16 protein-coding genes are annotated in these 21980 nt (G+C 71.8%); 8 read left to right on the top strand and 8 right to left on the bottom strand.

The window, feature by feature from the left end; genetic code table 11:
- Window positions 1-42 precede the first annotated feature (42 nt).
- Window positions 43-1356: a TerD family protein gene (locus QQM67_RS11295; protein ID WP_314173559.1), complete on the bottom strand. Its 1314-nt coding sequence runs from the start codon at window positions 1354-1356 to the stop codon at window positions 43-45.
- 227 nt (window positions 1357-1583) lie between these two features.
- Here QQM67_RS11295 and QQM67_RS11290 point away from each other — a divergent pair, with 227 nt between their 5' ends.
- Together QQM67_RS11290 and QQM67_RS11285 are read left to right on the top strand one after the other, a co-directional pair.
- Window positions 1584-2135 (top strand): DUF6643 family protein, encoded by a 552-nt coding sequence (locus tag QQM67_RS11290; protein ID WP_314173558.1) that lies wholly within the window; start codon window positions 1584-1586, stop codon window positions 2133-2135.
- A 47-nt stretch (window positions 2136-2182) separates the two neighbouring features.
- On the top strand, window positions 2183-3010 hold the full coding sequence (locus QQM67_RS11285; RefSeq protein WP_314173557.1) for an MOSC domain-containing protein: 828 nt from the start codon (window positions 2183-2185) through the stop codon (window positions 3008-3010).
- Between the two features lie 146 nt (window positions 3011-3156).
- Here QQM67_RS11285 and QQM67_RS11280 read toward each other — a convergent pair whose 3' ends face one another.
- From QQM67_RS11280 to QQM67_RS11270, 3 genes are all read right to left on the bottom strand, one after another.
- Entirely contained in the window at window positions 3157-3555 is a 399-nt protein-coding gene (locus tag QQM67_RS11280) for a DUF779 domain-containing protein (RefSeq protein ID WP_314173556.1), read from the bottom strand.
- The gene (gene exaC / locus QQM67_RS11275) at window positions 3555-5078 is read right to left on the bottom strand and encodes an acetaldehyde dehydrogenase ExaC (protein ID WP_314173555.1); all 1524 of its coding nucleotides are present in this window, start codon (window positions 5076-5078) and stop codon (window positions 3555-3557) included. Before exaC ends, QQM67_RS11280 begins: the two co-directional genes overlap by 1 nt.
- Before the next feature lie 64 nt (window positions 5079-5142).
- On the bottom strand, window positions 5143-6495 hold the full coding sequence (locus QQM67_RS11270) for a GAF domain-containing protein (protein WP_314173554.1): 1353 nt from the start codon (window positions 6493-6495) through the stop codon (window positions 5143-5145).
- 140 nt (window positions 6496-6635) lie between these two features.
- Here QQM67_RS11270 and QQM67_RS11265 point away from each other — a divergent pair, with 140 nt between their 5' ends.
- Complete coding sequence (locus tag QQM67_RS11265) at window positions 6636-9083, top strand: phosphoketolase family protein (protein ID WP_314173553.1); 2448 nt, start codon at window positions 6636-6638, stop codon at window positions 9081-9083.
- A gap of 64 nt (window positions 9084-9147) precedes the next feature.
- Here the strand turns inward: QQM67_RS11265 and QQM67_RS11260 are convergent, their stop codons facing one another.
- Entirely contained in the window at window positions 9148-10542 is a 1395-nt protein-coding gene (locus QQM67_RS11260) for a family 2B encapsulin nanocompartment shell protein (RefSeq protein WP_314173552.1), read from the bottom strand.
- Between the two features lie 236 nt (window positions 10543-10778).
- Entirely contained in the window at window positions 10779-12191 is a 1413-nt protein-coding gene (locus tag QQM67_RS11255; protein WP_314173551.1) for a family 2B encapsulin nanocompartment shell protein, read from the bottom strand.
- 374 nt (window positions 12192-12565) lie between these two features.
- On the opposite strand from QQM67_RS11255, the gene QQM67_RS11250 reads away from it, so the two are divergent.
- Together QQM67_RS11250 and QQM67_RS11245 are read left to right on the top strand one after the other, a co-directional pair.
- Window positions 12566-13168, top strand: a complete 603-nt coding sequence (locus QQM67_RS11250; RefSeq protein ID WP_314173550.1) for an Rv1733c family protein — start codon at window positions 12566-12568, stop codon at window positions 13166-13168.
- Window positions 13169-13429: 261 nt separating this feature from the next.
- Window positions 13430-15928, top strand: a complete 2499-nt coding sequence (locus QQM67_RS11245) for a right-handed parallel beta-helix repeat-containing protein (RefSeq protein ID WP_314173549.1) — start codon at window positions 13430-13432, stop codon at window positions 15926-15928.
- Here QQM67_RS11245 and QQM67_RS11240 read toward each other — a convergent pair.
- Entirely contained in the window at window positions 15898-18276 is a 2379-nt protein-coding gene (locus tag QQM67_RS11240; RefSeq protein WP_314173776.1) for a hypothetical protein, read from the bottom strand. The genes QQM67_RS11245 and QQM67_RS11240 overlap by 31 nt on opposite strands.
- A 335-nt stretch (window positions 18277-18611) precedes the next feature.
- Between QQM67_RS11240 and QQM67_RS11235 the strand changes: the two genes are divergently transcribed.
- A complete protein-coding gene (locus tag QQM67_RS11235) occupies window positions 18612-19460 on the top strand; it encodes a DeoR/GlpR family DNA-binding transcription regulator (protein WP_314173548.1) in 849 nt (282 codons plus the stop codon).
- A 28-nt stretch (window positions 19461-19488) separates the two neighbouring features.
- Here the strand turns inward: QQM67_RS11235 and QQM67_RS11230 are convergent, their stop codons facing one another.
- Window positions 19489-20679: a pyridoxal-phosphate dependent enzyme gene (locus QQM67_RS11230; RefSeq protein ID WP_399066192.1), complete on the bottom strand. Its 1191-nt coding sequence runs from the start codon at window positions 20677-20679 to the stop codon at window positions 19489-19491.
- Window positions 20680-20784: 105 nt separating this feature from the next.
- On the opposite strand from QQM67_RS11230, the gene QQM67_RS11225 reads away from it, so the two are divergent.
- Both QQM67_RS11225 and QQM67_RS11220 read left to right on the top strand, forming a co-directional pair.
- Window positions 20785-21096 carry a hypothetical protein gene (locus tag QQM67_RS11225; protein ID WP_314173546.1) on the top strand — a complete coding sequence of 104 codons (312 nt, stop codon included), beginning with the start codon at window positions 20785-20787 and terminating at the stop codon, window positions 21094-21096.
- A 235-nt stretch (window positions 21097-21331) separates the two neighbouring features.
- Window positions 21332-21940: an ATP-binding protein gene (locus QQM67_RS11220; protein ID WP_314173545.1), complete on the top strand. Its 609-nt coding sequence runs from the start codon at window positions 21332-21334 to the stop codon at window positions 21938-21940.
- Window positions 21941-21980: the final 40 nt, after the last annotated feature.

The following is a 21980-nucleotide window of genomic DNA, read 5'->3' as shown; positions in this document are numbered from 1 at the left end:
GCCCCATGTCACCGCTTCAACACCGGTGCGCGGTACGGGAGTTCACTTGCGCCCGGGGGTCCACTGCATTCCCCAGCCGTATGCGGCGTCCACGGTGCGCTGCGGGCTGCTGCCGCGCTCGACGACGAGGTAGCGGGCCTCGCGGTGGACGACGAGGTCGCCGCTCTCGTTGGTGATGAGCGCCAGTGCGCAGACATTGGAGGCGACGGTGCACTCGTCGAGCGAGAACTCCACGGGGGCGCCGTGCTGGGGCTGGAGGGTCACGGTGCCGTCGACGCCCTCGAAGCTGCGGGCGCCGGCGTAGATCGTGACGAAGACGAGGATCCGCCGAAGGGCCGAGGCGTGGTCGAGGTTGACCGTGAGGTTCTCGCCGGAGGCGTTCGCGCCCGTACGGTCGTCGCCGTCGAGGTGGATGTACGGCGGCTGGTGCAGCGAGCCGAAGGCGTTGCCGAGCGCCTGCACGACGCCCTTGCGTCCGTCGGCGAGCTCGTAGAGGGCGCACAGGTCGAGGTCGAGGCCGGACTGCCCGGTGAGCGCCTTCCCGAGCTTCCGGCCCAGGCCCCCCGGACTCTCCTTGGTCATCCGCCAGTTGAGGTTGACGCGCAGAGCGCCGCCGGTGCCGCCCTGCTTGGTGAGGGAGACGGAGGGCGCCTGCTTGGTCAGCGTGACCTTGGTCAGCCGTACGGGTTCGGACGCGGGCGGTGCGGGCGGATGGGGCGCCGCGGGCTGTGAGGGCATGGCAGAGGCTGGGGCTGCCACCGCGGGCGCAGGCGCGGCCGGGGGCGCCTGGTTGCGCTCCGATGCACCGGTGTCCGTGTGTCCGTCAACGCTGATCCCGAAGTCCTCGGCCAGACCTGCCAGTCCGCTGCCGTAGCCCTGGCCGATCGCGCGGAATTTCCAGCCGCCCTGCCGGCGGTAGAGCTCGCCGAGGACGAACGCGGTCTCGACCGTGGCGTCCGTGCTCTCGAAGCGGGCGATCTCCGCGCCGCCTGACGCGTCCACGAGCCGGATGTACAGCCCCGGGACCTGTCCGAACGTGCCGCCGTCCGCGGAGGCGGCGAGGACGATCCGGTCGATGCCGGGCTCGGTGCCGTGGAGGTCCGCCCTCAACACATCGCGTACCGCGGCCCCTTCGGTGCTCTTGCCCTCGTGGGCCACGGCGCCGGAGGGGTGCCGGGGCTGGTTGTAGAAGACGAAGTCGTCGTCGGAGCGGACCTTGCCGGAGTCCGCGAGGAGCAGTGCCGAGGCGTCGACGTCCACGGGCCGTCCGCCCGTCCCGTCCGACGACCGCCACCCCAGTTCGATACGGACCGACGCCGCCGCGACCCCGACGTTGGTGCCCTTCTGCATCGTCATCCCACTCCACTCCCCCTCGTTCCGCTCCGCACCGGCGGGACCGCCGATCCGCCCTGAAAACCGCGACGTGCCTGCGACGGGCGCATTCCGTTACAACATCTCGACACGACTTCGCGACCGATTTTGACGGTTTCGCTCCTATTGGTGATGGGGCGTCACGGCAAGCACGAGAAACCGCTCCATGACCGGGGTCCCCAACGGCCACATTTTGGGCTTACCTTATGGGCATGACCTCCCCCCGCTACTCCCCTGGCGGCTACTACGCTGGCCCTTCCTACCCCGACACCCCGATCTACGACATGCTCGTCAACGAGCGTGGCACACCGCAGATCGCTCCCATCCGGGTCCCGTCGGCGTACGAACCCCTGCCTTCTCTCGCCGCACTGCCTCCCGCTCTTCCGGCACTTCCGGCCGGCCCGAGCCACCAGCAGCAGCCCGCGCCCCCGCAGGGATATCCGGGTGGCATGGGCCAGCAGCCTCCGCCGCCCGGCATGGCGCAGCCCGCGCCGTTGCAGTCGGCTCCGCTCCAGCAGACGCCCGCGCCCTACATTCCGCAGCAGGCGCCACCGCAGCGCGGCTACCCGGATCCGCGTCAGCAGCCGCAGCAGCAACAGCCCCAGCCGCCGCAGCAGATGAGGCCGGTCGCACCGCCCCGCCCTGCCGCGCCCCGGCCCGCCGCACCCAGCCCTGCCGCACCGCGGCCCGCCGCGCCCCGGCAGATGCCGAACTCGTACGACGACCCGTACGGAGGTCACCAGTACCCGGGTCGCGGCTACTGAACTGATCCGGTCGTCCGGCCGTCCGACCCGGGTGGCAGGATGACCGCATGACGTCCGCGAGGCTGGCATCGCTCCACTTCTACCCTGTGAAGGCACTGGCGGGGATCGCGCGTGAGGAGTTGAGGGTCGAGCCGTGGGGCCCGGCCGCGGACCGGCGCTGGATGCTGACGTCTCCCGACGGAGGCCAGATCACGCAGCGCGAGCACCCGAGCCTCGCGCTGGCCCGCGCGACGCCGCTGCCCTCAGGGGGAGTCAGGGTGGCGGCTCCGGGGAGGGAGCCGCTCGACGTCGCCGTGCCGAAGCCGGACCAGGACGCCGTTCCTGTACGGCTGTTCGGCAGGGAGCTGGCGGCGGTGCCGACCGGGGCGGAGGCCGACGAGTGGTTCTCGGCGTATCTCGGAACTCCGGTGCGGTTCGTGCACCTTGACGCTCCCGAGCGGCGCCGCCGCATCGACCCGCGCTACGCGCTCAACGGCGAGACCGTCTCGCTCGCCGACGGCTTTCCGCTCCTGCTCACGACGGTGTCCTCGCTGGACGCGCTCAACTCGCTGATCGCACAGGGCGATCACGCCGACGAGGGCCCGCTGCCGATGAACCGGTTCCGGCCCAACCTGGTGGTCGCGGGCAGCGCCCCGTGGGCCGAGGACGGATGGAAGCGGCTCCGTGTCGGCGAGATCGTCTTCCGGGTCGCCAAACCGTGCGGGCGCTGCGTCGTGAGCACCACCGACCAGACCACGGGCGAGCGCGGAAAGGAACCGCTGCGCACCCTCGCCCGCCACCGTCGCTTCGGGGACCAGCTCGTGTTCGGTCAGAACCTCATCCCGGAGCAAACGGGCAGGGTGCGCAGCGGCGACTCGGTCGAGGTGCTCGCCTAGGCGGTGCCTGTGCGGCACCGGACAGGTGCCCGGGCGAGCGCCTCCTCTCCGTGGTCTCCGGCTTCCGGTCCCTCCGGTCCCTTTGTGGTGCCGGGTCCCCGGCCCGTCCGCCGGTTGTCCCCAAGATCCTTCAGACCGGGGCTACTTCAGCCGTCGTCCTCCATCAGCCGCGAGCGGATCAGGAAGCGCACGCCCTCGGGCGCTTCGAGCGAGAACCCGCTGCCGCGTCCCGGCACCACGTCCACCGTCAGATGGGTGTGGCTCCAGTACGCGTACTGGCTCGCGGACATCCAGAACGGCACCGGCTCGTCGACGCCGTCCACGTGCAGCTGCTCCAGCAGCACGTCCGCATCGCCCGTGCGCAGCTCGCCGAGCTGATAGCACATCGGAGAGCTGCCGTCGCAGCAGCCGCCGGACTGGTGGAACATCAGCGGCCCGTGCTGCTTCGTCAGCCGCAGGATCATCGCGGCGGCCTCGTCGGTGAGGCCGACCCGCTCCGGCGCCGGGGCCGCCGCCCGGTCCTCTGCCTGTTCCGTGCCTGCCATCAGAAGAACCCGAGCTTCTTCGGCGAGTAGCTCACCAGCAGGTTCTTGGTCTGCTGGTAGTGGTCGAGCATCATCCGGTGGTTCTCGCGGCCGATGCCGGACTGCTTGTACCCGCCGAACGCGGCGTGCGCCGGGTAGGCGTGGTAGCAGTTCGTCCATACGCGGCCGGCCTGGATGGTGCGTCCGGCGCGGTAGGCGGTGTTGCCGTCCCGCGTCCACACGCCGGCGCCGAGGCCGTAGAGCGTGTCGTTGGCCGTCTTCATGGCGTCGTCGAAGTCGGAGAAGCCGGTCACGGCGACGACCGGTCCGAAGATCTCCTCCTGGAAGACGCGCATGCTGTTGTCGCCTTCGAGGATCGTGGGCCGCACGTAGAAGCCGCCCTCCAGCTCTCCGCCCAGCTCGGCACGGGTGCCGCCGGTGAGCGCCTTGGCGCCCTCCTGCTTGCCGATGTCGAGGTAGGAGAGGATCTTCTCCAGCTGGTCGTTGGAGGCCTGTGCGCCCACCATGGTCTCGGTGTCCAGCGGGTGCCCCTGGACGATCTTCTCCGTACGGGCGATGCCCGCGTCGAGGAAGTCCCGGTAGTGGCCGTGCTGGATGAGGGCGCGCGACGGACACGTGCACACCTCGCCCTGGTTGAGGGCGAACATGGTGAAGCCCTCCATCGCCTTGTCGTAGAAGTCGTCGTCGGCGGTGGAGACGTCGTCGAAGAAGATGTTCGGGCTCTTGCCGCCGAGTTCGAGCGTGACGGGCTTGAGGTTCTCCGAGGCGTACTGCATGATCAGCCGGCCCGTGGTGGTCTCGCCCGTGAAGGCGACCTTGGCCACGCGTGCGCTGCTGGCCAGCGGCTTGCCCGCTTCCGCGCCGAAGCCGTTGACGATGTTGACGACGCCGGGCGGCAGCAGGTCGGCGACCAGGCTCATCCAGAAGTGGACGGAGGCCGGGGTCTGTTCGGCCGGCTTGAGGACGACCGCGTTGCCCGCGGCCAGAGCGGGGGCCAGCTTCCACACGGCCATCAGGATCGGGAAGTTCCACGGAATGATCTGCGCGACGACGCCCAGCGGTTCGTGGAAGTGGTAGGCGACGGTGTCCTCGTCGATCTCCGACAGCGACCCTTCCTGCGCGCGGATCGCTCCGGCGAAGTAGCGGAAGTGGTCGATGGCCAGCGGGATGTCGGCGGCCAGCGCCTCACGCACCGGCTTGCCGTTCTCCCAGCTCTCGGCGACGGCGAGTTCCTCGAGGTGGTCCTCCATCCGCTGCGCGATGCGGTTGAGCACCGCGGCCCGCTCGGCGGCGGGCGTGCGCGCCCAGCCCGGGGCGGCGTCGTGGGCCGCGTCGATGGCCCGCTCCACGTCGTCCGCGGTGCCGCGGGCGATCTCGGTGAAGGACGCCCCCGTGACCGGTGTGGGGTTCTCGAAGTAGCCGCCCTGTTTGGGGGCGACGTAGGCGCCCCCGATCCAGTGGTCGTAGCGGGACTTGTAGTTCATGACGGCCCCGTCGGACCCGGGCGCGGCGTAGCGGCTCATCTCTGCCTCCCCTTCGTGAGGGCGACCCGCCTCATCCCTCGGCGGGTGCGATATGCGGCAGAGCCTAGGGACGGGAACGTTGCCGATACGTTGCGTGCGCCTCCCTGTCCGCTGCGTACGGACCGGCGCCGGCCGACCGCAGGGCGCTCTCCAGCCCGTAGGCGCGGCGCAGTTCGCGCACCCGGCCGCTGAGCGCCGCGGTGCCGCTCGCTCCGGGCTGCCGACCGGCGAGCAGGGCCTCCCACATCTCCAGGTCGTCCTCGCCCCAGGGCGTGCGGACCCAGTCCTCCAGCAGCGCGGTGTCACGGGACGCCAGCAGGGCGCGGCGCAGCCGGTCCTCCAGCCGCCTGCGCAGCCGGACGACGCCGGGCGCCTCGGACAGCGGCAGCAGCGGACCCCGGTAGGCGGCGAGCGCGGCACGCAGGTCGCCCTCGGCCAGGGCCTCGCCGACTGCGTCGTGATCCGTGTGGGGCACGGTGCGCAGACGGTAGGGACGCGAGCCGAGCAGCGGGCCCAACAGGCCGCGCAGACGGGAGAGTTCGGCGCGCAGGGTGACGGGCGTGACGGCCCGCTCGCCGTAGAGCTCCAGGGCGAGCCGCTCGCCGGTGAGCCCCTCGGGGTGCGCGGCCAGGAGCACCATGATCTCGCTGTGCCGGCGGCCGAGGCGCAGGGGTGCGCCGCCTCCCGCGTCCAGGAGGGCCTCGTCGCAGCCGAGGGCGTTGAGGACGGGTGCGCCTGCGGTGGACGAGCCGCCCGCGGCGGCCAGTTCGGTGAGGTAGGCCTCCGCGGCGCGGGCCGTGGCCTGCACGAGCGCGAGGCTCTGCGGCGAGGCGAGGTGGTCGCCGCCGGTGATGTCGATCGCGCCGATGAGGCGGTGCGTGCGCGGATCGTGTACGGGGGCCGCGGCGCAGGTCCATGCCTGCACGGGGCGGCAGTAGTGCTCGGCGGTGAAGATCTGCACCGCGTGGTCGACGGCGAGGGCGGTGCCCGGGGCGTTGGTGCCGATGTAGCGCTCGGCCCAGCGGGCGCCGGGCACGAAGTTCATCCGCTCGGCGTGGCGCTGGACTTGGGAGTGGCCCTCGACCCACAGCATGCGCCCGTTCTCGTCGCAGACGGAGAGCAGATGGGCGCCGTCGTCGGCGACCGTGCCGAGCAGTTCACGGAAGAGCGGCATGACGCGGGCGAGGGGGTGCGCGGAGCGGTACGCGGCGAGATCGGCGTCCGCGAGGTCGATCCGGGCCACGCTCTCCGGCTCGACGGAGGCACCGGCGCAGCGCTGCCAGGACTCGGCCACCACGTTCCGCACCTGGGAGCCGATCGCGCCCTCGGTCACGAACTCCTCGTGCGCGCGGCGCACCTGGCCCGTCCGCTCGGCCGCGTCTGCCCCTGTCTCCAGCGCCAGCCATGGATTAAGCACACCGTCATCGTGCCGTGCGTCACAGCCCCAGGCAACGCCGGGGAGCCGGACAATCCGCCACGGTTCGGGATACTCCCCGGCCCGCCCGCGCGTCCGTCGGGGCGGGTGTCAGGCGGCGCGCACCCTGGTACCCATCCGGAATGCACACGCACCCCGCGCTCACCGACGCCGAAACGGCCCAGCTCGACGCCCACTGGCGGGCCCTGAACTACCTGTCCGCGTGCCAGCTGTATCTGCGGGAGAACCCGCTGCTCCGCGAGCCGCTGCGCGCGGAGCACATCAAGCCGAGGCTTCTCGGGCACTGGGGAACCTCGCCCGGGCTCGGGCTCGTCTACACCCACCTCAACAGGGCCGTACGGGAGCACGGCCTGGAGGCCATGTGCGTCTGGGGGCCGGGCCACGGTGCGCCCGCGGTGCTCGCGGGGGCCTGGCTGGAGGGTACGTACGGCGAACTGGAACCGGACCGTTCGCGCGACGCCGCGGGCATGCTCGGCCTCTTCCGCGCCTTCTCGCAGCCGGGCGGACTGCCGAGCCATACGGCACCGGACGTACCGGGCTCGATCCAGGAGGGCGGCGAGCTGGGGTACGCGCTGGCACACGCCTACGGCGCCGCGTTCGACAATCCGGACCTGGTGGTGTGCGCCGTGGTCGGCGACGGCGAGGCGGAGACCGGGCCCCTGGCCGCCTCCTGGCACTCCAACAAGTTCCTCGACCCGGTGCACGACGGCGCGGTGCTCCCCGTACTGCACCTCAACGGGTACAAGATCGCGAACCCCACGGTGCTGGCCCGGCTTCCGGAGGACGAGCTGGACGCCCTGCTGCGCGGCTACGGATACGACCCGTTGCACGTGACCGCGCACCCCGGAACCCCGCATGCCGAGACGCACCGGGCGCTGGCCGGCGCCTTCGACGTCGCGCTGGAGCGCATCGCGTCCAGTCAGCGCGAGGCCCGCGCACGTGCCGCGGTGCCCGGGGAGTCCAGGGAGCCCGGCGAGTCCGGACAGCCGGGCGAGCCCGCGGGCCCGGGGCACCGGCCGCGCTGGCCGGTGCTCGTGCTGCGCACGCCCAAGGGCTGGACGGGCCCCGCCGAGGTGGACGGCGTCCCGGTGGAGGACACCTGGCGCTCTCACCAGATCCCGCTGACGGGTGTGCGTGAAGACCCGGAGCGGCTGCGGCAGTTGGAGGGCTGGCTGCGGTCGTACCGTCCTCAGGAGCTGTTCGACGCCGAGGGCAGGCCGAGCGAGGAGGTCCTGGCGTGCGTGCCCGAGGGAGAGCGCAGGCTGGGCTCCGTACCGCACGCCAACGGCGGGAGGCTGCTGCGTGAGCTGCCGGTGCCGGCGCTGGAACCGCACGCCGTGCAGGTCGAGCGGCACGGGCACACGCTGCACCAGCCGACGCGGGTGCTGGGCGGAATGCTGACCGAGCTGTTCGCCGCCACGCGGCACCGGCGCGACTTCCGGCTGTTCGGGCCGGACGAGACGGCCTCCAACCACCTCGACGGCGTCTTCGACGTCACGCCGCGCGGCTGGCAGGCGCAGACGCTGAAGACCGACGAACACCTCGGTGCGCACGGCCGGACGCTGGAGGTGCTCTCGGAGCACATGTGCCAGGGCTGGCTGGAGGGTTACGTACTCACGGGGCGGCACGGGCTGTTCGGCTCCTACGAGGCCTTCACCCACATCGTCGCCAGCATGGCCGGACAGCACGTGAAGTGGTTGCAGAGTTCGCAGGACGTCCCGTGGCGCAGGCCGCTGTCCTCGCTCAACTATCTGCTCACGTCGCACGCCTGGCGGCAGGACCACAACGGCTTCTCCCACCAGGACCCCGGGTTCATCGACCACATCATGAACAAGAGCCCGCAGATCGTGCGCGTCTACCTGCCGCCAGACGCCAACACGCTGCTGTGCGTGGCCGATCACGTGCTGCGCACCCAGGACACCGTCAACGTCGTGGTCGCGGGCAAGCAGGAGTGCTTCGACTGGCTGTCGCTGGAGGAGGCCCGCGGTCACTGTGCGCGCGGGCTCGGCGTGTGGGAGTGGGCGGGCACCGAAGTGCGGGGCGGCGAGCCGGATGTGGTGCTGGCCTGCGCGGGCGACGTCCCCACGCAGGAGACGCTGGCGGCGGCGTGGCTGCTGCGCGAGCGGCTGCCACAGCTGGCGGTACGGGTGGTCAACGTCGTCGACATCGCGCGGCTGCTGCCGCGCTCCGAGCATCCGCACGGGCTGCCCGACGCGGAGTTCGACGCCGTCTTCACCCGCGACAAGCCGGTGATCTTCGCCTACCACGGCTATCCGTGGCTGGTGCACCGCCTCGCCTACCGGCGGGCCGTGCACGATTCGCTGCATGTGCGCGGCTACAAGGAGATGGGCGCCACGACCACGCCGTTCGACATGGTGGTACGCAACGACATGGACCGGTACCGGCTCGTGATGGACGTCATCGACCGCACCGAGGGGCTGCCCGTGCAGGCGACGGGGGTGCGCCAGGCGATGGAGGACAAGCGCACCCGGCACCACTCCTGGATCCGCGAACACGGAACGGACCTGCCGGAGGTCGCGGAGTGGAGCTGGTCCGCGGCCTCCGGCTGAGGTCCCTCCTCCCCACCCGGGTCTGCTGGGATCCCGCGCGTGCGGGATCGCGGTGCCCCCGCGCTCAGACCTCGACGTCCTCCAGCACTCCGAGGGCGTCCGGCACGAGCACGGCGGCCGAGAAGTAGGTGCTCACGAGGTAGGAGATGAGGGCCTTGTCGTCGATGCCCATGAAGCGGACGTTCAGGCCCGGCTGGATCTCGTCCGGGATGCCCGTCTGGTGGAGGGCGACGACGCCCTGGTTCTCCTGGCCGGTGCGCATGGCCAGCACACTGGTCGTACCGTCCCGGCCCACGGGGATCTTGTTGCAGGGAAGCAGCGGGATGCCGCGCCAGGTCCGTACGAGGACGCCGTTGAGTTCAGTCTGCTGGGGGTAGACGCCGCGGTCGCTGCACTCGCGGCCGATGGCGGCGATCGCCTTGGGGTGGGCGAGGATGTACTGCGTCTTGCGGCGGCGTGAGATGAGTTCGTCGAGGTCGTCGGGGGTGGGCGGGCCGGAGCGGGTGTGGATGCGCTGGGAGAGAGCCGCATTGTGCAGCAGCCCGAAGTCCCGGTTGTTGACCATCTCGTGCTCCTGACGCTCCCGCAGCGCCTCCACCGTCAGCCGCAACTGCTCCTCGACCTGGTTCATCGGGTCGTTGTACAGATCCGCCACCCGCGTATGCACCCGCAACACCGTCTGCGCCACACTCAACTCGTACTCACGCGGAGCCGGCTCGTAATCCACGAACGTCCCCGGCAGCAACGCCTCCCCCGCATGCCCCGACGCCAGCTCGATCGCCGCCTCACCGCGCTTGTTCTGCCGGGGGATGGCGCGCGAGAGGTAGTCGTCGAGGTACGAGCGCAGGGCCGGTGAGCGGTCCGCCACGTCGCGGAACTCGTCCGCGCGCAGGGCCAGTACGGTGCACTTCGTCAGCGCGGTCAGGGTCTGCTCCCACTCCCCCGGATCCGGGGTGAGGGCCTGTTCGCCCGTGTGGTCGCCGCCGGCGAGCACGCCCAGGGACATCTCGTCGCCGTACTTGCCGGTGCCGGTGCGCCTGACCTTGCCGTGGGCGACGAGGAGGAGCTGCGCCGGGTCGCCCGGCGAGACCACGGTGTCGCCGGCGCTAAACTCCCGCTGCTCGAACCGCCCGGCGAGGGCGCTGAGGGCAGCCTCGTCGGTCAGGCCGCGCAGCAGCGGGATCTCGCGGAGCTCCGCCGGGATCACGGCGATGTCGGCGCCGGTGACGACGAATTCGATCCGTCCGTCGCCGAGGGTGTGCGTCAGGCGCCTGTTGACACGGAACGTGCCGCCGGTGGCCTCGACCCACGGCAGGACCTTCAGCAGCCAGCGGGAGGAGATCCCCTGCATCTGCGGGGGCGTCTTGGTGGTGGTGGTCAGGTTGCGGGCCGCGGCGGGAGCGAGGCTGAGGCTGTGCTCCGCGGCGCGGTCGGGTGTCGGACCGGGCTGGGTGGTCATGGACCGGGAGACCTTCCGTGCTGGGGCGTGCGCTGGAACCGGCGCTGGTACGGGGGCAGGAGGCAGGGCCGTGGAAGAGGACCGGAGACGGGACCGAGGACGGTTCGGAGACAGGGCCCGAGACGGAGCCGGAGTCAGGGGAAGAGACAGAGCCGGACAAAGGGCGGGGCACAGAACCGGATAGCGGGCCGGAAATGACGCCGCCTTACGGCGGCCGCCGCTCCGTCAGCGGAACTTCAGTGCCCGATTTCGACGTCTTCGAGGATTCCCAGGGCATCCGGGACGAGTACGGCGGTGGAATAGTAGGCGCTCACCAGATAGGAAATGAGGGCCTTTTCGTCGATGCCCATGAAGCGCACCGACACCCCGGGCTGGAATTCGTCGGGAATTCCCGTCTGGTGGAGGCCCACGACTCCTTGCGCCTTCTCTCCCGTACGCATCACCAGCACCGAGGTGCTGCCGGAGCCGGTGACCGGGATCTTGTCGCAGGGCAGCACGGGGACGCCGCGCCACGCGGGCACGCGGTGCCCGTCCAGCTCGGCGCTGTCGGGGTGGATGCCTCGGCTGTTGCACTCGCGGCCGAAGGCGGCGATCGCCTTGGGATGCGCCAGCACGACGCTGGGCTCCTTCCACACGGTGGCGAGGAGTTCGTCGAGGTCGTCGGGGGTGGGCGGGCCGGAGCGGGTGTGGATGCGCTGGGAGAGAGCCGCATTGTGCAGCAGCCCGAAGTCCCGGTTGTTGACCATCTCGTGCTCCTGACGCTCCCGCAGCGCCTCCACCGTCAGCCGCAACTGCTCCTCGACCTGGTTCATCGGGTCGTTGTACAGATCCGCCACCCGCGTATGCACCCGCAACACCGTCTGCGCCACACTCAACTCGTACTCACGCGGAGCCGGCTCGTAATCCACGAACGTCCCCGGCAGCAACGCCTCCCCCGCATGCCCCGACGCCAGCTCGATCGCCGCCTCACCGTCGGGAGTGTGCCCTTCCGTCGGGGCGGAGGCGGCCGACTCGATCTGGGCGCGCAGGCTCTCGGACCTGCCCGAGATCTCCTCGAACGACTCGCGCGCGAGCGTGAGTACGGTGCCGCTGGTCAGCGAGGTGAGGGTGATGTCCCACTTGCCCGGCTCGCCGGTGAGCCGGTCGGACCCAACGTGGTCGCCGTCGGCCAGGACCCCGACGACGCTCTCGCCGCCGTACTTGCCCTCGGTCGTCTTGCGCAGCTTGCCGTGCGCGACGAGCACGAGCTGGTCGGCGGGGCGCCCGGCCTCGACGATCGTCTCTCCCGGCCCGAAGTCGCGCTGTTCGCAGCGGTTCGCGAGCGCTTCCAGCACGGCACGGTCCTCGAAGCCGCTGAGCAGCGGGAGTTCGGTCAGCTCCAGCGGGACGACCTTCACCTCGGCCCCCGTCGTGGTGAACTCGACCCGGCCGTTGCCGAGGGTGTGCGTCAGGCGCCTGTTGACGCGGAACGTGCCGCCGGGGACGTGGACCCAGGGAAGGACTTTCAGCAACCACCGTGAGGTGATTCCCTGCATTTGCGGGGGCGTTTTGGTGGTGGTGGTGAGATTGCGCGCGGCACCTGTCGCAAGACTCGACTGTGCCTGGGCCGCCTCCTCGCCGCCGGAATTCATCTCCACCGCAGTCGCCATATGGATACCGCCAATCTCCGTGTCCGCACCGACGATTCGCTCGTTGCGCAACCGAAGCTAAGCCGCCGGGCTCACGGCGGGCAATCGCTCAAAAGAGATCGCATTCCGCGGAATGCGACGCCAATTCGCTGGGTAACGGAGCCGATTCGCCGGCGAAGGTGCTCCGGAAGGGGCCTGACACCCGGTGCCTCTCCGAGGGCACCCCTCCCCCCGACTCCGCCGCCGCGGGGAGTAGGGTCGAAGCTCCACGAGGGGGTGGCCACCAGCCCGGGCGATGACCACGTTGCGGGTGATTTGAGTCTCTTTGGCCTGTTCCCACGCATGTACCTCTCGCCATGAGGTACTTACGGACGTGGAGAAGGGGGTGAGAAGTTATGCGCGCGATCGTCGGCCTGTGGCGCTGGCGCGGCAACCCGCTGTGCCGCCGCAGCGACCGCCGCGAAGCGTGGCTGGCACTAGGTGCCATGGTCCTTGCCGTCGTCCTCGCTCCGCTCGCCGGGTGGCTGGGAGGCTCCGCGGCGCAGGGAGCACTGCTCGAGAACGCGAAGGAACAGCAGCGCCGTCACCACCAGGTGTGGGCGACGGCCGAATCGGTCCAGGACCGGGCTCCGTTGGACGCCGATCCCGAGTCGGCCTCGCAGCAGCCCGACCGCCGTCACGTGGTCGCCCACTGGGCGGGCCCGGACGGCAGCGCCCACAAGAGCACCGTCACCACGCAGCACAAGGTCCAGCCAGGTGAGCGTTTCCGGATCTGGACGGACGCGCGCGGCATGCCCGCGAACCGTCCGATGGCCCCGGAGACCGCGCTCTCGTACGCCGCTCTCGCCGGGCTCGTCACCGCTGCCGGTGCTGCCGGAGCAATGGAGGCCGGACGCCGGCTGACCATGCGCCAGTTGCTGCGCCGCCGGTACGCCGTATGGGACGCGGAATGGTCCCGCATCGGTCCCGACTGGGGACGCACGGGGTCCAACAGCTGAGACTTCCGCTTACCCGGGCTCCAACCCCCGGGAGTCCGGCGGCCGATCGGCCCTGACCGGCGCCGTGCCCCGTCCGAAACCGGTCCGCAGCCCGCCCGAATCCCGTCTGAACGCACAAGCAGCGGACGGACGGTGGTCATCGTGCGCCCGAAGTGCGGACACGTGACCGCGCGCTCCCGCGCGCACGCTACGGTGGTCCGACTCCGGTGCGTACCTTTGTCAACGCACCACAGGTACTTCGAGGTTGGGGCACAACTGTCCATGGCACAGGGCTCGGTGCAGGTGACGCACGCCGGTTCGTCGCGGTGGCGGCGCCGCACAGGAGAGTACGGCTCTGTGTCGGCCGCCTTGGAGGCCGCCACCGACGGTGATGTGATCACCCTGGCGCCCGGCACGTACCGGGAGAACCTGGTGCTGGAGCGCACCGTCACCCTGCGCGGCCCCGAGCGCGCGGCCGCGGGCTCGGTGCGCATCGCCCCCGCCGAGGGCGTGGCCCTGACCGTGCGGTCCTCCGCCGTCGTGCAGCATCTCCAGATCGAGGCGCAGGACGCGGCCTCGCCCGCGCTGCTCGTCGAGGACGGTGCCGCGGAGCTCAACGGCCTGCGGGTGATGACGCGTTCGGCCTCCGGGATCGAGGTTCGCGGCGGCGCCCGCCCCACGGTGCGCCGCTGCACCGTCGACAACCCGGCGGGTGCGGGCATCACCGTGACCGGCGGCGCCGGCGGCGTCTACGAGGAGTGCGAGGTCGTCTCGGCAGGGCAGTCCGGGGTGTCCGTGCGCGACGGAGCGCATCCGCGGCTGGAGCGCTGCACTGTGCACCACGCGTCCGGCGCGGGGCTCTCGCTGCACGGCGAGGGCAGCGCGGCCGAGGCCGTCGGCTGCGAGGTGTACGAGATCAAGGGCAGCGGCGTCCAGGTCGTCGCCCGCGCCACGGGGCATCTCACCGACTGCCGTGTCCACCGCACGACGGCGGACGGCGTCACTCTCGACACCGACGCCGTCCTCACGCTCGCCGACTGCGACATCCACGACATCCCCGAGAACGCCCTGGATCTGCGCTCCCGTTCGGTGCTCACCCTCACGCGCTCCACGGTGCGGCGCTTCGGCCGCAACGGCCTGTCGGTGTGGGACCCGGGCACCCGCGCCGACGCCAACAGCTGCGAGATACACGACAGTACGGGCGACTATCCGGCCGTGTGGATCAGCGACGGCGCGAGCGTCGTACTGGACTCCTGCCGCGTGCACACCGTGCCGGACGCGCTGTTCATCCTCGACCGCGGCTCGCGCGCCGACGTCGTCGACAGCGATCTGGCCCAAGTTCGGGGCACGGCCGTCTCGGTGAGCGACGGCGCGACCGTGCAGCTCGACGACTGCCGCATCCGCGAGGCCGCGACCGGCGCGTGGTTCCGCGACCACGGCAGCGGCGGCACGCTCGCCAACTGCACGGTCGACGGCGTCGCGACGGGCTTCATCGTCACCAAGGGCGCCGACCCCGACATCGACAGGTGCACGGTCACCTCGCCCTCCGAGGCCGGTTTCTACGTCTCCGCCGAGGGCCGCGGCACCTTCCACGGCTGCCGCGTGAGCGGCTCGCAGGGGTACGGCTTCCACGTCATCGACGGCTGCCGTACGACGCTGCGCCGCTGCCGTACGGAGCGGTGCGCGCGCGGCGGCTTCGAGTTCGCGGAGCAGGGCCCCCTCGTCGAGGACTGCCGCAGCGACGACACCGCCACCGTCACGGCTCCGGGCGACAAGGGCGCGGCGGAGTCCGGCGGTGCGGCACCGCCGACGGCTCCGAAGGGGTCCGCGGACGGAAAGGGCGCGCCCCCGGCCCTGCTGCCCGCGACGGCCCCCGCCGCACAGCAGCAGCCCACCGCGCGCAAGGCGGCCGACGCCCGCAAGTCCGGCCCGGCGGCCGGAGAAGAGGCGGAGTCCCCCGCCGTACCGGCCCGGCCGGCCCAGGAGGTCCTCGGCGAACTGGACACGCTTGTGGGCCTGGAGAGCGTCAAGCGCGAGGTGCGGGCGCTCACCGACATGATCGAGGTGGGACGCCGCCGCCAGGAGGCCGGTCTCAAGGCGGCGTCCGTGCGCCGCCATCTCGTCTTCACCGGCTCCCCGGGCACGGGCAAGACAACCGTCGCCCGGCTGTACGGCGAGATCCTGCACGCCCTCGGAGTGCTGGAGCGCGGGCACCTGGTGGAGGTCTCCCGCGTCGACCTCGTCGGCGAGCACATCGGCTCCACGGCGATCCGTACTCAGGAGGCGTTCGACAGGGCGCGGGGCGGAGTGCTCTTCATCGACGAGGCGTACGCGCTCTCTCCGGAGGACGGCGGGCGCGACTTCGGCCGCGAGGCCATCGACACCCTGGTGAAGCTGATGGAGGACCACCGCGAGGAGGTCGTGGTGATCGCCGCGGGCTACACGACGGAGATGCAGCGCTTCCTGGCCGTCAACCCCGGTGTGGCGTCCCGCTTCTCACGGACCATCACCTTCGGCGACTACACGCCGGAGGAGCTGCTGCGGATCGTGGAGCAGCAGGCCGAGGAGCACGAGTACCACCTCGGGGAGGCCGCGACGGAGGCGCTGCTGAAGCACTTCACGGCGCTGCCCAAGGGCCCGTCGTTCGGCAACGGACGCACGGCGCGGCAGACGTTCGAGTCCATGGTCGAGCGGCACGCGGGCCGGGTGGCGCAGCTGTCCGACCCGAGCACCGAGGACCTCACGCTCCTCTACGCGGACGACCTGCCCGAATCGGTCTGAGAGGCCGCGGCGTCCGCCCCGGCCTCATCGGTTCCGTCGCCGGTTCCGTCCGGGCTGTCCGTGCCGGCCGTGCCGTCTTCCGCGGCGCCCTGCCTCGGTACGGCTCCCTCCGTGCCCTTCGCCGCACTGCCGGCCGCGGGCTCGTGGCTGCGCAGGCGCAGCAGCAGGCGGTCCCTCTCCTCGTCGAAGACGGGGTCGGCCTGGTACTCGCCGTGGCCGAGAATCGGTGCGGGCAGCGGGTGTTGGAGGGTTCGGCCGTATTCGAGGGGGTCGAGCAGCGGCCCGTGGTCGACGTCGGCGCCGCCGTTGACGCGCACGGGGCCGCCGATGGGATCGGTCAGCCGCCACAGATTGCGCCAGCAGTCCACCTGCTGATGGAGGTCGTGGAGCTGCCGCGGCCCGAAGTACGCGGGGAACCAGCGCCCGTAGAGACGTTCCAGCGGCGAACCGTACGTCAGCAGCGCGATCTGACCGCGGGTCACGCGGTCCAGGTGCCAGACGGCCGCCGCGGCCAGCACGCTGCCCTGTGAGTGCCCGGAGATCACCAGCCTTCCCCCGGTGCTCTCCGTCCAGGTGGCCATCCGCCAGGCCAGATCCGGGACGGCGCGCTCCGCGTAGCAGGGCGGCGCGAAGGGGTGTGCGGCGCGGGGCCAGAAGGTGCCGACGTCCCACAGGATGCCGATCGTCCGCCGGGCGGACGGGTCGCGGTAGGCGCGGCGGCCCCAGGTGATGAACAGGACGAAGGCGAGGCCGATGAGCCACGAGCCGAGCACCTGGACGGTGTCGGCGAAGCCGTCGAGGATCGCGGGCAGTCCGTCCGCGGCGCGCCCCGGCACCTCTCCGGTGAGCCAGGCGCCGAGCACTCCGGCGCCGCCGAGAAGGAGCGTCGTCGCCGCGATGGTGCCGGTCAGCCGGGGCGCCGCGTCGGTGAGGCCGGCCAGCGCGATGGTGGAGGCGATGCGGCGGGAGCGGGAGGCGTCGGGAACGGCGCCGGGGTAGCCGCGCTCCACGTCGTCGGTCATCTCCCGGCTGCGGCGGGAGACTTGGAACAGATACCACAGCGCCATCGCGAGTGCCGCGCCCAGCAGTACGGGGATGGCGGCGGACTGCCAGGTCAGCAGCGTCGGCGGGCCGTCGATGAGCCCGCCGCCCATGCCGGAGGTGCCGGGCCCGTCCAGCCAGTCGCCGACGCGCTGCGTGACACCGCCGGACATCACGCCGCCCAGCGCGCACGCGACCATCGCGACCGACGCGGAGCCCAGTCCCCTCAGCGCCGTACGGTCCGCGGGCCGCCGCCGGTGCAGCACGACGCCGAGCACGCCCATCGCCGCCACCAGCAAGCCCTGCGCGACGGCCAGCACCCCGAACGTCTCGTCCCCCGGCAGCTCACCGCCGCGCGAGACCCACTCCGGCCGCGACCACGCCGCATGCACGACCGCCAGCACCAGTACGCCGACCGCGATGCCGGGGAGTGCGCGCACGGTGAACTCGTCGAGGGCGTCGTCCGGTTCGCTCTCCTTGCGTCCGCGGCGGCACACCACGTACAGCACCCACAGCGCGCACGCGACGAGGAGGATCTCGGTCAGCCACCCCACGGCGTCCAGTGCTGCGCTGCCGCCGGGCTTGCGGTCGTGGCGGGTGGCCGCGGCGGCCACGGCGGCCGCGACGGTGAGGAACCCGGCGGCGGTGTGCGCCGCGCGCAGCCGCGCCACGAGCCGCTTGCCGTACCAGAAGCCGGGCAGGCACAGCGCCGGACGGTCGCGGGCCTCGCGGTCGTACTCGTCGACGGGCCTGCGCAGCGGCGGCTGCGACTCGTACGCCGCCCAGGTGCGGTGCGAGAGCCACCACAGCAGCAGCGTCAGCGCGGCGGGCACCACGGCGGCCAGCGCCAGCCGGCGGCCCGGCTGGCTCCACCAGCCGCCGTCTCCCGAAGGGCCCTGCGCCATGAAGGCCAGCCACGAGTGCTCCTCGGCGCACCCGGCGGAACCGGCGCACTGCCAGGCCACGAGATCGAGGGCGACCTCGCAGGCGGCGGCGACCAGCAGCACCGTGAGGCTGAGCGCGATCAGACGCACGAGCACGCCGTGCACGCGCGCCAGCAGGAGGCGGGGACCGTAATCCGCGGGCCGCATCCAGTGCGCGAGATTGGCGACCATGAACGGCAGCAGGATCAGCCACAGGGCACGGGCGCCGTTTCCGGACGTCAGGTTGGACCAGGAGTACGCCTCGGCGACCGGCCGGTCCCGGTAGTCCTGCGGACGGGCTTCCGCGTCGACGTCGTCGGTGCGCCGGTAGACGGCTGCCGTGGTGTCGCCGGTCACGCGCTCTATGCGCGGGTCCCCGAGCATCTCCTGCGGAGTCGTGCCGCCCACGCCGTGGACCAGCAGTTCCAGATTCAGACCCGGCGGCGGCTGGACCCCCGACTCCCCCGGGACGCTCCGTGCGACATCCTCCGCCGGCCCGTCGCCGCTCTCCACCGTCTGCAATTCTCCGCTCCCCCGAGCCTCTTCGCTCTCTGCCCTGCCGATGCTGCACCCTCCAGCATCCTGCCCGTGACGGGCCCTCACAGCCCGCCCACACACAAGCCACGCGAAATCGTGACGCGCGCTCCCATCTTCGGCGGTGGCAGTATGACCGCGCGGGAGAGCGCAGCGGCGAAGGGACGGACGGCACGGTGAACTCGGTGGGCGACAACCAGAACCTGCTCGCGGAGCAGCGGCGTGCGCTCATCCTGGAGGAGGTCCGCGAGCGCGGCGGGGTCCGGGTGAACGAGCTGACGCGGAAGCTGATGGTCTCCGACATGACGGTCCGCCGCGACCTGGACGTACTGGCCCGGCGCGGCGTGCTGGAGAAGGTCCACGGCGGCGCGGTGCCGCTCGCGGACGCGAGCACGCACGAGCCGGGCTTCGAGGCGAAGTCGTCGCTGGAGCAGTCCGCGAAGGAGGACATCGCCCGCGCCGCGGCGGCGATGGCCGAACCGGGCGGCGCGATCGCCCTGTCCGGCGGCACCACGACGTACGCGCTGGCCCAGCAGCTCACAGAGGTGCCCGACCTGACGGTGGTCACCAATTCGGTGCGGGTCGCGGACGTCTTCCACGCCGCACACAGCCGCCACGGAGGATCGAGGACGCGCGACGGTGCGGCCACTGTCGTCCTCACCGGCGGTGTGCGCACGCCGTCCGACTCGCTGGTCGGCCCCGTCGCGGACGCCGCGATCCGCACCCTCCACTTCGACGTGCTCTTCCTCGGCGTGCACGGCATATCCACCGAGGCGGGCCTGTCGACCCCGAACCTGGCGGAGGCGGAGACGAACAGGCACCTCGTGGGCTCCGCACGGCGGGTCGTCGTGGTCGCGGACCACACCAAGTGGGGGACGGTGGGCCTGAGTTCGTTCGCGTCCCTGGAACAGGTCGGCACGCTCGTCACGGACGGCGGCCTGCCGCACGCGGCACGCGAGCGGATACGGGAGCGGATTCCCGAACTGGTCGTCGCGGGCGGGACGGAGAGCGAACCGGCGGCGTCCGAGGACTGACGGCCGCCCTTCCCGGACGGCGCCGCCGTCAGCCCGTCCAGTCGCCCGTCGCCAGGAAGGTCTCGATGGTCTGGCAGTACGGGGCGATGTCGAGGCCCTGCTCGGCGAGCCAGTCGTCCGAGTAGTACTTGTCCAGGTAGCGGTCGCCGGGATCGCAGATCAGCGTGACCACGCTGCCCGTACGTCCCTGCTCCGCCATCTCCGAGACGATCTTCAGGGCGCTCCACAGCCCCGTACCCGTGGAACCGCCCGCGCGCCGGCCCATGGCCCGCTCCAGCGCGCGCACCGACGCCACGGCCGCGGCGTCGGGGACCTTCATCATGCGGTCGACGGCGGACGGCACGAAGCTCGGCTCCATGCGCGGGCGCCCGATGCCCTCGATGCGTGAACTGCCTTCGCAGTACGCCTCGTTGTCGCCCGTGAGCCAGCCCTCGAAGAAGCAGGAGTTCTCGGGATCGGGAACGCACACGCGGGTGTCGTACTGCATGTAGCGGACGTAGCGCGCGATGGTCGCGGAGGTGCCGCCGGTGCCGGCGGTCGCCACGATCCAGGCCGGTTCCGGGAAGCGTTCGAGCCTCATCTGCTCGTAGACGGACTCGGCGATGTTGTTGTTGCCGCGCCAGTCGGTCGCGCGCTCGGCGTAGGTGAACTGGTCCATGTAATGGCCGCCGGACTCCGCCGCGAGTGCGGCGGACACCTCGTACACCGTGCGGGGATCGTCCACGAGGTGGCACCGCCCGCCGTGGAACTCGATGAGCCTGGTCTTCTCACGGCTGGTCGTGCGCGGCATCACCGCGATGAACGGGACGCCGATCAGCTTTGCGAAGTACGCCTCGCTCACCGCGGTCGAGCCGGACGACGCCTCGATGACGGGCCTGCCGGGGCGGATCCAGCCGTTGCACAGCCCGTACAGGAACAGCGACCGGGCCAGGCGGTGCTTGAGGCTTCCGGTGGGGTGCGTCGACTCGTCCTTGAGGTACAGGTCGATGCCCCAGGCCTCGGGCAGCGGAAAGGACAGCAGGTGAGTGTCGGCGCTGCGGTTGCTGTCCGCCTGCACCTTGCGGACGGCGTCCTTGAGCCAGCCCCGGTACTCCGCGTCGCTGCGGTCCACGTCGAGGGTGGCGGCGGCGGCTCCGGGGGCGGTGACCGCCGCGCTGATGGAGGGCTGGGCGGGCTCCGGGGCGGAGGGCGGCTCGGTGGTGCTCACGCCGCCGATCATAGAAGGGCCCTCTGGTGGAGCCCGCAGCTTGCGGGCACACTTCACAGAGGGTAGGGGCGGCCGGCCCGGGGCACCCGGGGCCGCGAGGACTGGTGGGAGGCAATCGTGGCGGAGCCGGAGTACGACGCTGGCGGGGTCCGGATACGGCGGATGCTGCGCTCACTCACACGTGCGGGTCATGTCCTTGTGCGGGACGGGCAGTTGGTGCTGATGACCAGTTACGGAAGCGAGATCGACAGCGCTCCCGTCGACAAGGTCCGCATCAACGGCTACGGCCCGCCGGACAGCGCGCTGGCGACGCTCAGCGGCACCCGCTATGTGCTCCAGTTCGGCCTCGGCCACCGCGCCGGGCTGCTGAACGCGGTGCGCACGGCGCGGGCCAAGGCCGCCGCGGACCAGGGCACGCTCGGGGCCTGAGCGCCTCGCCGGATGCCTGCCCGGAACACGCTCCGGGTGGCCGGAGAGCGGTCTGCCAGGAGAGCGGTGGGCCAAAGGCGCCTGTACGAGGGGCGCCGGGAGAGCGGCGGAAGGGCGGTCCCGCTCGCGTTGCGGGACGCGGGGTGCCGTCTCATCCTGAGCGTGTGTCTTTCATCACATACTTTCTGTTTGTCGCTGTTCGCTCCCTGACCGCCGTGTCCGGGGAGCCGCTGCCGTGACCGCCCGTGCCACCGGGAGGTCGCGCACCCACTGCGCGGTCGAGTTCCAGGCGCTGCCCTCACGGATCGGGCAGGTGCGCCGCATCGTCACCGCGCAGCTGCGCTACTGGCGGCTGGAGCCGCTCATCGACGCGGCCGCGCTCGGTGTCACCGAGCTGCTCACCAACGTCCACAGGCACACCGGTTCCGACAAGCACTGCACCGTCGAGCTCGTCTTCCGCCGGGACCACCTGACGGTGTCCGTACGGGATCACGATCCGCGGCTGCCGCGGGTGCGGACGGCGGAGCCGTCGGCGACCAACGGCCGGGGGCTCGCGCTCATCGAGGCCGTGAGCGCCAGCTGGGGCATGCGCGCGCAGAACGACGGCTCGGGGAAGATCGTGTGGTTCACGCTGCCCGTCGGCATCGGCACGCCGCCCCAGCGCGGGGTGGCCGTGCCCTCGGAGCTGCCCGCCGGCTCGGCACTGCCCGACGGCTCGGCGCTGCCCGCGTTCGCCGCGGCACCGGGCGGCGGCACGGGAGGCGGGATGCCGGACGGCACGGCCGGGCCCGGACGAGGTCCGGGGTACGACTCGGCAGGCCCGGGAGCCGCGTCCCGTCCCTGAACCGGGGGCCCGCGACGCGAAGGACGCCGGAGACGTGCGG

This window comes from Streptomyces winkii, assembly GCF_032248595.1.
Taxonomy (GTDB): domain Bacteria; phylum Actinomycetota; class Actinomycetes; order Streptomycetales; family Streptomycetaceae; genus Streptomyces; species Streptomyces winkii.
This window is presented reverse-complemented; position numbering and strand designations above follow the sequence as displayed.

Excerpts from the sequence above, each read along its gene's own strand:
- QQM67_RS11295 (WP_314173559.1), bottom strand. The coding sequence starts at position 1,356 with ATGACGATGCAGAAGGGCACCAACGTCGGGGTCGCGGCGGCGTCGGTC.
- QQM67_RS11260 (WP_314173552.1), bottom strand. The coding sequence starts at position 10,542 with ATGACCACCCAGCCCGGTCCGACACCCGACCGCGCCGCGGAGCACAGC.
- QQM67_RS11250 (WP_314173550.1), top strand. The coding sequence starts at position 12,566 with ATGCGCGCGATCGTCGGCCTGTGGCGCTGGCGCGGCAACCCGCTGTGC.
- QQM67_RS11245 (WP_314173549.1), top strand. The coding sequence starts at position 13,430 with ATGGCACAGGGCTCGGTGCAGGTGACGCACGCCGGTTCGTCGCGGTGG.
- QQM67_RS11255 (WP_314173551.1), bottom strand. The coding sequence starts at position 12,191 with ATGGCGACTGCGGTGGAGATGAATTCCGGCGGCGAGGAGGCGGCCCAG.
- QQM67_RS11290 (WP_314173558.1), top strand. The coding sequence starts at position 1,584 with ATGACCTCCCCCCGCTACTCCCCTGGCGGCTACTACGCTGGCCCTTCC.
- QQM67_RS11285 (WP_314173557.1), top strand. The coding sequence starts at position 2,183 with ATGACGTCCGCGAGGCTGGCATCGCTCCACTTCTACCCTGTGAAGGCA.
- QQM67_RS11230 (WP_399066192.1), bottom strand. The coding sequence starts at position 20,679 with ATGATCGGCGGCGTGAGCACCACCGAGCCGCCCTCCGCCCCGGAGCCC.
- QQM67_RS11280 (WP_314173556.1), bottom strand. The coding sequence starts at position 3,555 with ATGGCAGGCACGGAACAGGCAGAGGACCGGGCGGCGGCCCCGGCGCCG.
- exaC (WP_314173555.1), bottom strand. The coding sequence starts at position 5,078 with ATGAGCCGCTACGCCGCGCCCGGGTCCGACGGGGCCGTCATGAACTAC.
- QQM67_RS11240 (WP_314173776.1), bottom strand. The coding sequence starts at position 18,276 with ATGCTCGGGGACCCGCGCATAGAGCGCGTGACCGGCGACACCACGGCA.
- QQM67_RS11265 (WP_314173553.1), top strand. The coding sequence starts at position 6,636 with ATGCACACGCACCCCGCGCTCACCGACGCCGAAACGGCCCAGCTCGAC.